Raw genomic sequence first — 12264 nt, 5'->3', positions numbered from 1 at the left:
GAAAATATGGCTAGACTGAGAAAGTGGTCAAAAGAAATTATTGGTTTGGTGGTGATTCTGTTCATCGTCTTTACGGTAATGGATTTTTGGCGAAAACCTGAAAGCCTAGCTCCCGTTTTGCTTGAGCCACAAATGCTTGCAACAGGCGATAGTGTCTCGTTAGCAGAATTAAGCAAAAAACAGCCTGTTTTGGTTTATTTTTGGGCAACTTGGTGTGGGGTGTGTAAAATCACCTCACCGACTGTTGCTGATATAGCCAAATCAGGTGTTCCTGTTATTTCTGTTGCGATACGTTCAGGTGATAGCCAACGCTTGTTGGTGGGAATGGAAAAAAAGGACCTTAATTTTCCTGTCATTAATGACATGAATGGGCAACTCGCTAATGCCGTTGGTATAAGTGCTACGCCGACATTTATGATTATTGATAAAGGTGAAATGGTCAGTTTTACCAGTGGCTACACTAGCTATTGGGGACTTAAAGCACGCCTGTGGATGGCTTCTTTTTAATGAATGTCTTCGTTAGAAGGTTTGACAGTGTTATCAAATTTGCGTGAGGGATTAGGCTGAGCGATATACGTCGTTGCAAAGAAGCATTGTATGAGTGAATTTAAAACGTGTTAACGCGATTTGGAGCGTATTATTTTTTACGTTAGTGAGCGCGGTTATCAGCTTAAAAATATTACTTTACTGTGCCCTTAATTTATATAGACGTATCGCTCTTATCCCAAACGGCTAATACATCATGGTGTGACTCATTATCAAATTAGCCTTTCTTGATTCAATCTAAGTAAGGCTTTTTTATCCTTAAATGGCGCATTAAGCTTAGCTGAGGGGCTTGAAAAGCCTACTGTTACAATGCTTTTCTCGTGTTCTATAATGGTATTTTGGGTACGTTTGCTTATCGCCTATATTGACGTTGTTATCTCACGTCTCCACGTAACTTATCTTTTTTTGATTAAACCGGTAATAGCATCACTCTGTTAGGAATGCTTATCTGTTTTTATGGTTACTATTTGGCAAGATAAGGTGTTTAATGATAATAGATAAATGACTATTTTTAATATTGATAAAAATACATGCTCGATAAATAATCGAGTAATGAATTAAAATGCTTTTAATAAGTTAATATTTGGCGGGGCGACTTTAATTAATCAGAATTAGAGAATGTTACAGATTTAATTTGGTTAGACATTATGAGTATTAATCGAAAAGGAATTGAGTAATTTAACTTTATTTTGAATAAACAAATTCAGTATGGGTAAATCGAAAATCTAAATAAGAAAATCATGGTGGAATTTTAACAGGGTAGTCGTTCTTAATGAGAGCGCAAACTGCATAAAGATAAAAAATAAAATGAAAATAAAAAACATTGTCTTTTTTGATTTTATTTAATTTAAATTTTACCAACTTATACTATTGTTAATGGTGCAAGTTAAATATTAATTTAAAAAAGGAATGTAAGATGACTAATATTGTTAAAAATATATATTCTATTTCTGGTACTTCTTCTGAGGGAATCGTGGTTGAATTTAGTTACCAAAAAATGGATGGTAGTGAGTTCTTATCACCACCTATTAAAGGTGATCTCAAATTTCTTGGTGGATCCGCAGAGGTATTTATGGCGTACTGGAACTATTATACAGAGTGTAAACTAAACTCAAAACCAGCAGATAAAATGGAATTGGAAATTATATTCCTTCCACCTAATGAAAATGTACCGAGTAACACGGTTGGTATTGCTATTTGTCGATATAAATAAGCACTATTATCATTTTAAAAAATAATTAATTGATGATGACTACTTTTATTAAACAAGTCTTCTAGTCTTGGGGAAGTAGTCATCATTACTCGATAAGAATAAAAAATAAGGTTATAGCTTATTAAGCTGAGTTAGAAAAATGCTTTAATTTAAAAAATGCCATATTAGATGATGTTATTTGCGGATGAATGATGCGGAGGGGAAATAGAACGCATTTTTATATTGAGTATGCCACTATTTTTAATAAAAAATGAATATAGCATAATAAACTCATTTGCAAATTAATTTTCTCGTGAGCGATATCATTTTTGCAATGATTTGAGCGACCAGAGCCAACCAATTAATGAACTGGGATATATCATCATATTTATTGATGTATGACAGTATAGTGTTTGGTAATATAAAACCCTGTATTAAAAATACACACAAGGTTTTATAGTATTAAGATTAAAACTCCAAATTACGGATAAAACGGTAATCTGCTGATTCCGGTTTTAGACGATATAAGTTTGCTGGTCTACCTGTTTCTTGACGTTTCTCTCCGGTATCAATTAATAAGTCGGCTTGTTCTAAGCGACGACGAAAAGATTTTTTTTGCAGCGTTTTACCAATGAGAACTTCATGAACGCGTTGCAATTCTGTCAGTGTGAAAACGTCAGGTAAGGCAAATCCTGGCACAATTGAATATAGCGATTTTTGTTTTAATCGTTCACGTGCTTGTCGATAGAGTTCATTATGGTCAAAGGCCAGTGACATATTTTCAATTTCGTCAATTGTCACCCATTTAGCCGACTCAACACTATCAATATCGTGTTGGCATGCTTGATAGGCGATAAGAGCGGTATAACAAACCGTTACTGACCAGCCTCGTTTATCTCGGCTATCATTACCAATAGTGCAGAGTTGTTCTATGTAAGGTGGGATGACCCCCGTTTTTTCTTTCAGTTTGCGTAAAATAGCGTGTTCAAGTGTTTTGTCTTGAGTTTCATCAATAAACCCGCCAGGTAATCCCCACATCCCCTTATTCGGATAATTCGCGCGTTCAACAATCAATACTTTCAGCGTTTCTTCATGGTAGGTAAACAGGACGCCATCCACAGTGACAAGCGGGGAAAGATAGGCGTTTCTGTCATATTTAGCTAAATATTCTTGTTCATTCATAGTGTTATGACCATAAAAGCAGATTTATGTTGATGGTAATGATGATACGTTAAAATTTTCTTTGTGTCATTAAGACACTTATTGCTTGACAGTTTAGTGTCTATAGGACAATAATCTATTATTGTCATAAGGACACTAAAGAGGTTAACTATGTTTAATATTAATTATTTCAAGGCCAATTCTTCGAGTTTTATTATCAAATCAGTCAATGGCAAAGTGATTAAGCAAGGTAAGGGGCTCAGTTTTTGGTATAACTCTGCGACAACATCCATTTCTGTATTACCACTGAATGCACTTGAAGCGCCATTTATTTTTAATATGCAATCTGCTGATTTTCAAAGTTTACGGATTCAGGGGCAGGTTTCATTTCAAATTAGGTATCCTGAAAAAACGGCGGATGTGCTCAACTATAATCTTGCTCAAGATGGTCAGTCTTATGCCTCTGAAGATCCTCTAAAGCTCAGTGATAGAATCGTTCGTAGTGTACAAACGCTCATCCAAGCCAAAATTCAACGCACTTCAATGCGTGATGCATTGTTGATGGGGCAAACATTAGTTTCTGAAGTAACTCATCAGTTGGCTGTCCATGATGCATTGGCAACATTAGGAATCGAGGTTCTGGATATTTCGATAAGCGCAATTACCCCTTCACCAGAGACTTTAAAAGCGCTTGAAGCAGAGGCTAGAGAGTCAATTCTTAAAGAAGCCGACGATGCTATTTACGCTAGACGTAAATTTTCTGTTGAACAAGAACGCATGCTGAAAGAGGCTGAACTTGAAACAGACTTGTCTATTCAAAACAAGCAGCAACAAATTGAAGAGGCGCGCTTAGAAAATGAACGTACTCTATTGCGTGAAAGCGCTGAACTCGAACAAGAAAGATTGGCTGCCAAAGTTAATGAAGAAGCTAAACGCAATGAGCTGGTGGCTTTAAGCGTTGAAAATCAACGCATTCAATCCGATGCCGATGCGTATGCTATCCAAGCAAAAATGAAGGCTTATCGAGAACTCCCCGTGGAAAACTTAAAAGCAATGGCGTTGGCAAAAATGAATCCAGAGCAATTAATGGCAATGGCATTCGAGTCATTAGCGTTAAATGCGGGAAAAATTGGTGAGTTAAATATTTCGCCTGATCTATTTAGCCAAATAGTTAAAAAGGGCGCTAAACATGCATAGATTAGATGATGTTCGCTTTGTTTTGATTATGCGCAAAACGCGTATGCAGGAGTTGATTGAACGTTTTAATACATGGTCACAAGCCAAGTTTTATTTAGAACACAATCATGTTGAGGTCAATGATTATCTGGAAGAGCATAATCGGTATCTGAAGCAATTAACTGAGGCTGAAGCGATTCTTAGGTCATTGGGGCGATTCCAACTATTAGAACGCTCATTGCTGCCAAGCTATCAGTTTTCTCATCGTGATATTGTGATTGTCATAGGGCAGGATGGATTGGTTGCAAATGCATTGAAATATTTAAATGGTCAGCCTGTCATTGCAGTAAATCCAGACCCTACTCGCTGGGATGGTAAGTTATTGCCCTTTGAGATTAGTCAGCTTCGAGAAACCGTTTTAAAGACATTAAAAGAAAAGATGCCGAGTAAATCAATTACGTTTGCGCAGGCGACAACCAACGATGGACAGACATTATTAGCCGTGAATGATCTTTTTATTGGTCCTAAGAGTCACACATCTGCTCGTTATAAACTTAACTGGAATGGTCAGCAGGAATTTCAATCTTCATCTGGCATCATTGTTTCCACAGGCTTAGGTTCAACCGGGTGGTTCCAGTCTATTTTAGCGGGCGCTTTAGCTGTGATGGGGGAGACCTCTCATCCTTTATCTCAAGGATTTTCTTGGGAGGAAAGTAAATTGCAATTTAGTGTTAGGGAGCCTTTTCCGAGCAAAACTACAGGGGTTAAATTGGTTTTCGGTGCCATTGATAGCCATTCACCTCTTCAGCTGGAATCACTTATGCCAGAAAATGGCATCATTTTTTCAGATGGGATTGAGGACGATTATTTGCATTTCAACTCGGGCTGCATTGCCTCTATTGGTATTGCAAAGGTAAAAGGGCAATTGATTGGTTAAATGCTTAGTAATAAACAAGTTAAATAATAACCCCAGTAGTTTTACTTGGCATACTATTGGGGTTGATTATTATTTATTTGAATTGTTTTTTGGCCGGCGATCTAATGACAGCGCGATGAATATAAATATGACAACCACTCCCCACATAGGCCAATTACTCCAGCGCGCATACGGCGTTAAACCTGTGGTTGGAATAATTGATGTCGATAGTGTTGCCGCTTTAAATTGAGGTAATTCAGCTTGAACAGTTCCGTCTGCACGAATAACGGCGGTGACACCATTATTGGTGGCGCGTAATAGCGGGCGCCCAAGCTCTAAGGCTCTCATGCGTGCCATTTGGAAATGCTGCCATGGACCGATCGATTTACCAAACCATGCATCATTAGAAATGGTGAGCAGGTAATCGCTATCAGGTTGAAAGTTATCGCGAACCTGTGTACCTAGAATAATTTCATAGCAAATTGCAGCAGTCAGATGCATATTACCAACCGCAAGTTGAGCTTGCTGATAATCACCACGACTAAAACCAGACATTGGTAGGTTAAAGAAAGGTGCGATAGGGCGTAAAATATCTTCTAGTGGAACAAACTCACCAAATGGAACTAAGTGGTGTTTGTTGTAGCGATTTTGGGACGGATATAGGTAAGGTTTTTTGTCACCTAATACTATGATTGTATTGTAAAACTCATACTCACCATCAATAGGTCGAGCATCGACAATCCCCGTGATGAGCCGAGTATTTGATTCTGCCAGCACTTTATCCAGTGATTTTAACCAAGATTGGTTATCAAGCTCAACGGACGGAACCGCTGATTCAGGCCAGATAATTAATGAGGCTTTGCCGATATACGGGCTAGATAGCTTAAGATAGGTATCTTTAATTTGTTGTAAGTAGCTTGCTTCCCATTTCATTGCCTGTGGGATATTTCCTTGAACTAAAGCGACGTCGGTCGCTTTTGATTCTAATGGGGTATACCACTGAAGATTTTTAAGCGCAAAAGGCGCAAAAAGTAGTACCGCCGCAATGGCAAGTACACTAAAACGACGACGCACGAGAGATAAAACAATCAATCCACTAATACTAAACAGTATTAAGGTAATCATTTCCACGCCGAAAATAGGGGCAAGCGCTTTCAATGGACCGTCGATTTGGCTGTAACCAAATTGTAGCCATGGAAAACCCGTAAGAACCCAGCCACGGAGAAATTCAGTAAGCTGCCAAATTGCAGGGGCTGCAAATACGAGTCGCCATACGTTTGCTGTTGGAAAAAATCGACTGAGTAGATAACCAAACAGCCCTGTGTATAAAGAAAGGTATGCGGCGAGCAATATAACGAGAAAAACGTTGACGGCTTCCGGCATACCGCCAAAGTCAGCAATACTGACATAAACCCAATTAACGCCTGAGCCAAATAGGCCAAAGCCCCAGACAAAGGCAATTGCAAAGGATTGTTTGGCAGTGCGATGTAAGGTTAATAATTGGAGAAAGAGAATCGACAGGAGTGCCGCAGGCCATAAATCAAAAGGCGAAAAAGCCAGTGTACCACTGGCTCCGAAAATTAAAGCCAGTAACAGGCGTAACCACTGACTTTGATAGGATGGCGCTAAGTTCATTAACTCTTTTCTTCATCTAAGGTTGGGACGGGAGCGCCATTAGGAATTTTTACATGCAGTAAAATAATCCGACGGCTATCCGCCATTGCAACTTTAAATTGATAGCCATCTATCGTGATAGTTTCACCTCGTGATGGCAAATGGCCGAAGGCTTGCATAACTAGGCCGCCGACAGTATCAACTTCATCGTCACTAAAATTAGTGTCAAACGCGTCATTGAAGTCTTCAATTTGGGTCAACGCTCTTACTGAATAGGAGTGCTGACTGAGTTGACGAATATCAACATCGTCTTCATCATCATACTCATCTTCAATTTCCCCAACAATAAGCTCTAAGATATCTTCAATGGTAACAAGTCCAGAAACACCGCCAAATTCATCAATAACAATGGCCATATGGTAGCGTTGTGAACGGAACTCTTTTAACAAGCGGTCGACCCTTTTACTTTCAGGGACAACAACAGCTTGGCGCAACACTTTGTCAATACTGAATGGCTCGGCATCGGTACGCATGAATGGCAATAAATCTTTTGCCATTAATAGCCCTTCAATATGATCTTTGTCTTCACTGATAACAGGAAAACGAGAGTGTGCGGAATCGATGATGACATCAAGGCACTCATCCAGCGTTTGATTTCGTTTTAACGTCACAATCTGGGAACGCGGGATCATAATGTCACGTACCCGCTGATCGGCAATATCCATGACGCCTTCTAGCATGTCACGAGTATCTGGATCGATAAGGTCATTCTGCTGAGAATCACGGATCAGCTCGACCAAGTCATCACGGTTTTTAGGTTCACCATGGAAGAGGTGGTTTAATAGTGCAAAGAACCCTTTCTTAGGGCCAGGGTTGTCACTACTCGAAGAGTTATCGTCGCTCATGGCGTTTAATTAATTATTCCTCAATTAATAATAAGATTTATTAAGTTAACCAGTCAGTCGTTTAGGGGGATAATACACTCCTGCGAGTGTTTAACAAAAAGTGATATTGTTCACATTTACACCCTAAACGACAGGCTTTAAAGTTACTCAGCTAATATTTAACATAAAAATAGACTATGGGTCATTCTTTTTCTACTAGATAAGGATCAGCATAGCCCAATTCAGCTAAAATTTCTGTTTCTAGGCTTTCCATTTCTTCTGCTTCATCATCTTCAATATGGTCATAACCAAGCAGATGTAGGCAGCCATGTACCACCATATGTGCCCAATGCTCTTCTGCACTTTTTTGCTGTTCAATGGCCTCTTGTTCAACCACTTGGCGACAAATAATTAAATCACCAAGTAACGGTAATTCAACTTCCGGAGGTGATTCAAAGGGGAATGATAACACGTTAGTCGGTTTATCTTTGCCGCGATAAGTCAGGTTTAAATGGTGACTTTCTTCTTCATCAACAATACGAATGGTGACTTCACTTTGTGCTTGAAACTTAGGTAATACAGCTTCCAACCAGCGTTGAAATAGGACTTCGCTGGGTAAATCAGTTGTTTCTTCACAAGCAAGTTGTAAATCGAGAATGACTTCACGCATTTAATGGTTTTCCTGCTTTTCTAATTCTTTTTGTTGTTCCCGTTCTTCTTTGAGTTGCTGACGACGTTTGCTATCTTGCTCTTCCCATTTTTCATAGGCAATAACGACTTTCGCCACCACTGGGTGACGCACAACGTCTTCGCTATGGAAGAAATTAAAACTCAATTCATCGACGTCGGAGAGAACCTCAATGGCATGACGCAAGCCTGATTTATTGCCTCGTGGTAAATCGACTTGAGTGATATCCCCTGTAATTACGGCCTTAGAGTTAAAACCGATACGAGTCAGGAACATTTTCATTTGCTCAATGGTGGTATTTTGGCTCTCATCTAAAATAATGAAGGCATCATTGAGTGTACGACCCCGCATATAAGCCAGTGGTGCGACTTCAATGACATTACGTTCGATGAGTTTCTCAACTTTCTCGAACCCAAGCATCTCAAAGAGTGCGTCGTAAAGTGGACGCAAATAAGGGTCCACTTTTTGACTTAGATCGCCCGGCAAAAAACCAAGTTTTTCGCCTGCTTCAACGGCTGGTCGAGTTAAGAGAATACGGCGTACTTCTTGGCGTTCAAGTGCATCAACGGCTGCTGCAACGGCAAGATATGTTTTCCCTGTACCAGCGGGGCCAATACCAAAGGTAATATCATGATCTAAGATATGCGCAATGTATTGGGCTTGATTTGGTGTTCGCGGCTTGATAACACCACGCTTGGTTTTGATATTAACGGCTTTGCCATAATCCGGGATGCTATCTGCGGCTTGCTCTAATACGCGGCTTTCAGAGATAGCAAGATGGATTTGTTCGGGGTCAATATCAGGGATCACGCCACGTATTGGGGCAGTCTCAACATAAAGTTGGCGTAAAATTTTACTGGCAGCTTGAACGTTAAATGGCTTGCCTGATAATTTGAAACGGTTATCACGACGATTAATTTCGATCGCAAGTCTGCGTTCTAGTTGCTTGATATTATCATCAAATGGCCCGCAAAGGCTCATTAAGCGTTGGTTATCTGCGGGCTCTAGAAAGATCTCTTGTGTTGCTATTTGCAACGGTTTTTTATCGGTCACTGAGTATCCTATCTTTAGGGTTGGTAGTTACCCACTCCAAGCTCATCTTCTTTACGAGTACGTGCGATGACGGAAGCTGGTGATTCGTGAACGCGTAAGTCCATTTGGTCTTCTGTGCGGATCACTTTACCGCGTAGTGAGTTGGCATAAACATCGACAATCTCTACGTCAACAAACTTACCAATCATATCGGGTAAGCCTTCAAAGTTGACTACACGGTTATTTTCAGTACGTCCTGAAAGCTCCATAACATTTTTACGAGAAGGGCCTTCGACTAAAACACGCTGCACTGTTCCCAACATAGCACGGCTATAGCTCATTGCTTGCTGATTTATGCGCTGTTGTAAGAGATAGAGACGCTGCTTTTTCTCTTCTTCGCTAACATCATCTGGTAAGTCAGCTGCCGGTGTACCTGGACGTGCTGAGTAAACAAAGCTAAAGCTCATATCAAAATTGACATCGGCGATGAGCTTCATGGTTTTTTCAAAGTCATCATCGGTTTCGCCAGGGAAGCCAACAATGAAGTCAGAACTAATCAAAATATCTGGGCGTGCTTTTCGTAATTTACGAATAATGGCTTTATATTCGAGTGCGGTATGAGCACGTTTCATTAACGTTAAGATGCGATCTGAGCCACTTTGTACAGGCAAATGCAGGAAGCTGACTAACTCAGGAGTATCTTCATAGACTTCGATGATATCGTCAGTAAATTCAATGGGGTGGCTAGTGGTAAAACGAATACGGTCGATACCATCAATTGCCGCCACTAAACGAATTAATTCGGCAAAAGTACAAATTTCACCATCGAAAGTTTCACCACGATAAGCGTTTACGTTTTGGCCGAGTAGGTTAACTTCACGTACACCTTGTGCTGCTAATTGTGCAATTTCAAATAAGATATCATCACAAGGGCGACTGACTTCTTCACCACGTGTATAAGGTACGACACAGAATGTACAATATTTATTACAGCCTTCCATGATAGAAACAAATGCGGTAGGGCCTTCAGCGCGAGGTTCTGGAAGGCGGTCAAATTTCTCAATCTCAGGGAAGCTAATATCAATAACAGGGCTGCGAGTGCCTTTTACTTGATTAATCATTTCAGGCAAACGGTGTAGCGTTTGTGGGCCAAAAACAATGTCGACACTCGGTGCGCGTTGACGAATAAAATCCCCTTCTTGAGAGGCAACACAGCCACCGACACCAATGATGATATCAGGATTACTATCTTTAAAATTTTTCCAGCGCCCAAGCTGATGGAAAACCTTTTCCTGCGCTTTTTCACGGATCGAGCAGGTGTTCAACAGTAAGACGTCTGCTTCTTCAGGAATTTCAGTGATCTGATAACCATGGGTGCTTTCTAATAATGATGCCATTTTAGATGAGTCGTACTCATTCATTTGGCAGCCCCATGTTTTAATGTATAACTTTTTATTCGTCGACATGTTTATATCCGGTGTTTTCGAAGTGGCTTAGTATAATGGACTCCGAAACGCGTTGTATACCCGTTATACTTCAAGCAGCAGTGCTATACGCGCGTGCTCGAATTATTTTGTGTATAAATCCAAAGTCCTGTCCCGTTTTGGGAAGGCGTACGCATTTTTGATCACAAACATCACTCTATGATACGAAAAATGTCAAAATAGCCAGGCTCGAAAATTCTAAGGCTATGCGGTACGCACTCTCAAAGACAGGTTATCGCCCATTGTTTTAAGATTAACGTGTATTGTATTCATTTGAAGCACCAGTGACCAGAGTCTGTGATAGAGATATTCCCTGTCAGTGTAACAATTTTTCGGTACACTACATAAATCAAACAGTTAATAGTAGCTAATGTAATGAATAAATTAACAGAATATTATGATGTTGTCGTGGTTGGGGCTGGCATGACAGGTGCAGCAGCAGCTTTGGGGTTTGCTCAAGAAGGGCTGAGTGTTGCATTACTCGAAAAAGCAGAACCAGCAGCATTCGATGTGAACAGCTCACCTGATGTTCGTATTTCTGCGATTAGTCGTTCATCTGTCGATTTACTCAAGCAACTTGGCGCTTGGCAGCATGTTGAAGCGATGCGTAGTGCGCCTTATCGGCAATTAGAAACGTGGGAAGAGCAGGGGAGTAACGTTGTTTTTGATGCCCATGACTTGGGGCTACCTGAACTGGGTTTTATGGTAGAGAATCGCGTTTTACAATTAGCGTTATGGCGAGAATGCGAAAAATACACCAACCTCGAGCGAATTTGTCCGGCACAGTTAACACATCTTTATCAACCTCATGGTCAAAAAGATTGGGTGATATCTTTGGATGATGGGCGTGATTTGCAAGCGAAGCTGGTTATTGGTGCTGACGGTGCCAATTCTCAAGTGCGCAAATTGGTGGGGATTGGCAGCCGTGGTTGGCAGTATCGCCAATCTTGCATGTTGATTACAGTGAAAACGTCTGAGCCACAGCAAGATAAAACATGGCAGCAATTTTTCCCATCGGGGCCTAGAGCATTTCTACCGCTTTATGATAACTGGGCGTCATTGGTTTGGTATGATAGCCCTGCCAAAATTCGCCGTTTGCAGTCAATGTCGATGGAACAACTGACGGGGGCCATTTATGAAGCTTTCCCTGAACGTGTGGGGAATGTCGTCGCGGTTGCTTCTGGGGCGTTTCCACTCACCCGTCACCATGCGAATCGCTATGTTATCGAAGGGCTTGCATTGGTTGGTGATGCTGCCCATACCATCAATCCATTGGCTGGACAGGGTGTGAATTTAGGCTATCGCGATGTCGATGTGTTACTTAACGTGGTGACGCAAGCGAAAGAATACCTAGAGCCTTGGTCGTCTCTTGAAGTGCTAAAGCGTTATCAGCGTCGTCGTTTACCTGATAATTTAGTCATGCAAGCGGGCATGGATGTATTTTACATGGCGTTTAGTGAGAACTTGCCAGGTTTGAAAGTACTGAGAAATCTTGGTTTGATGGCAGCGCAACGTGCTGGAGAAGCGAAGAAGTTAGCACTGAAGTATGCTTTAGGGCTTTGAGCGTCATT

The 12264-nt window shown here is 40.7% G+C and carries 11 protein-coding genes; 5 read left to right on the top strand and 6 right to left on the bottom strand.

Annotated features, from left to right (window positions below; genetic code table 11):
* Window positions 1–6: 6 nt before the first annotated feature.
* On the top strand, window positions 7–507 hold the full coding sequence (locus tag P2E05_RS15060; RefSeq protein ID WP_154622632.1) for a protein disulfide oxidoreductase: 501 nt from the start codon (window positions 7–9) through the stop codon (window positions 505–507).
* A gap of 955 nt (window positions 508–1462) precedes the next feature.
* Window positions 1463–1759, top strand: a complete 297-nt coding sequence (locus P2E05_RS15055) for a hypothetical protein (RefSeq protein ID WP_154635680.1) — start codon at window positions 1463–1465, stop codon at window positions 1757–1759.
* A gap of 447 nt (window positions 1760–2206) precedes the next feature.
* Here the strand turns inward: P2E05_RS15055 and P2E05_RS15050 are convergent, their stop codons facing one another.
* Complete coding sequence (locus tag P2E05_RS15050) at window positions 2207–2920, bottom strand: NUDIX domain-containing protein (protein ID WP_272658097.1); 714 nt, start codon at window positions 2918–2920, stop codon at window positions 2207–2209.
* Between the two features lie 150 nt (window positions 2921–3070).
* Between P2E05_RS15050 and P2E05_RS15045 the strand changes: the two genes are divergently transcribed.
* The gene (locus P2E05_RS15045; protein ID WP_154625087.1) at window positions 3071–4096 is read left to right on the top strand and encodes an SPFH domain-containing protein; all 1026 of its coding nucleotides are present in this window, start codon (window positions 3071–3073) and stop codon (window positions 4094–4096) included.
* Window positions 4089–5012 carry a sugar kinase gene (locus P2E05_RS15040; protein WP_154625086.1) on the top strand — a complete coding sequence of 308 codons (924 nt, stop codon included), beginning with the start codon at window positions 4089–4091 and terminating at the stop codon, window positions 5010–5012. The genes P2E05_RS15045 and P2E05_RS15040 overlap by 8 nt, the downstream gene beginning before the upstream one ends.
* Window positions 5013–5081: 69 nt before the next feature.
* Here the strand turns inward: P2E05_RS15040 and lnt are convergent, their stop codons facing one another.
* The 5 genes from lnt to miaB all read right to left on the bottom strand — a co-directional run bounded on the left by lnt (window position 5082) and on the right by miaB (window position 10675).
* Window positions 5082–6626, bottom strand: coding sequence for an apolipoprotein N-acyltransferase (gene lnt, locus P2E05_RS15035; protein WP_154625085.1), 1545 nt, complete (start codon window positions 6624–6626; stop codon window positions 5082–5084).
* Window positions 6626–7510 (bottom strand): CNNM family magnesium/cobalt transport protein CorC, encoded by an 885-nt coding sequence (corC, locus tag P2E05_RS15030; RefSeq protein WP_154625084.1) that lies wholly within the window; start codon window positions 7508–7510, stop codon window positions 6626–6628. The genes lnt and corC overlap by 1 nt, the downstream gene beginning before the upstream one ends.
* 181 nt (window positions 7511–7691) lie before the next feature.
* Window positions 7692–8159, bottom strand: coding sequence for an rRNA maturation RNase YbeY (gene ybeY / locus P2E05_RS15025; protein WP_272658099.1), 468 nt, complete (start codon window positions 8157–8159; stop codon window positions 7692–7694).
* Entirely contained in the window at window positions 8160–9158 is a 999-nt protein-coding gene (locus tag P2E05_RS15020; RefSeq protein ID WP_230085934.1) for a PhoH family protein, read from the bottom strand.
* Window positions 9159–9244: 86 nt separating this feature from the next.
* Window positions 9245–10675 carry a tRNA (N6-isopentenyl adenosine(37)-C2)-methylthiotransferase MiaB gene (gene miaB / locus P2E05_RS15015; protein WP_154625082.1) on the bottom strand — a complete coding sequence of 477 codons (1431 nt, stop codon included), beginning with the start codon at window positions 10673–10675 and terminating at the stop codon, window positions 9245–9247.
* Window positions 10676–11068: 393 nt separating this feature from the next.
* Here miaB and ubiF point away from each other — a divergent pair, with 393 nt between their 5' ends.
* On the top strand, window positions 11069–12256 hold the full coding sequence (gene ubiF / locus P2E05_RS15010) for a 3-demethoxyubiquinol 3-hydroxylase (RefSeq protein ID WP_163862785.1): 1188 nt from the start codon (window positions 11069–11071) through the stop codon (window positions 12254–12256).
* Window positions 12257–12264: the final 8 nt, after the last annotated feature.

It is taken from the genome of Providencia stuartii (genome assembly GCF_029277985.1).
In the GTDB taxonomy this organism is placed as follows: Bacteria; Pseudomonadota; Gammaproteobacteria; order Enterobacterales; family Enterobacteriaceae; genus Providencia; species Providencia zhejiangensis.
The sequence above is the reverse complement of the archived record's forward strand: the minus strand, read 5'-3'. Positions and strand labels throughout refer to the sequence as shown.

Coding starts and splice junctions, on each gene's coding strand:
- P2E05_RS15060 (WP_154622632.1), top strand. CDS start 7: ATGGCTAGACTGAGAAAGTGGTCAAAAGAAATTATTGGTTTGGTGGTG.
- P2E05_RS15055 (WP_154635680.1), top strand. CDS start 1,463: ATGACTAATATTGTTAAAAATATATATTCTATTTCTGGTACTTCTTCT.
- P2E05_RS15050 (WP_272658097.1), bottom strand. CDS start 2,920: ATGAATGAACAAGAATATTTAGCTAAATATGACAGAAACGCCTATCTT.
- P2E05_RS15045 (WP_154625087.1), top strand. CDS start 3,071: ATGTTTAATATTAATTATTTCAAGGCCAATTCTTCGAGTTTTATTATC.
- P2E05_RS15040 (WP_154625086.1), top strand. CDS start 4,089: ATGCATAGATTAGATGATGTTCGCTTTGTTTTGATTATGCGCAAAACG.
- lnt (WP_154625085.1), bottom strand. CDS start 6,626: ATGAACTTAGCGCCATCCTATCAAAGTCAGTGGTTACGCCTGTTACTG.
- corC (WP_154625084.1), bottom strand. CDS start 7,510: ATGAGCGACGATAACTCTTCGAGTAGTGACAACCCTGGCCCTAAGAAA.
- ybeY (WP_272658099.1), bottom strand. CDS start 8,159: ATGCGTGAAGTCATTCTCGATTTACAACTTGCTTGTGAAGAAACAACT.
- P2E05_RS15020 (WP_230085934.1), bottom strand. CDS start 9,158: ATGAGCCTTTGCGGGCCATTTGATGATAATATCAAGCAACTAGAACGC.
- miaB (WP_154625082.1), bottom strand. CDS start 10,675: ATGTCGACGAATAAAAAGTTATACATTAAAACATGGGGCTGCCAAATG.
- ubiF (WP_163862785.1), top strand. CDS start 11,069: ATGAATAAATTAACAGAATATTATGATGTTGTCGTGGTTGGGGCTGGC.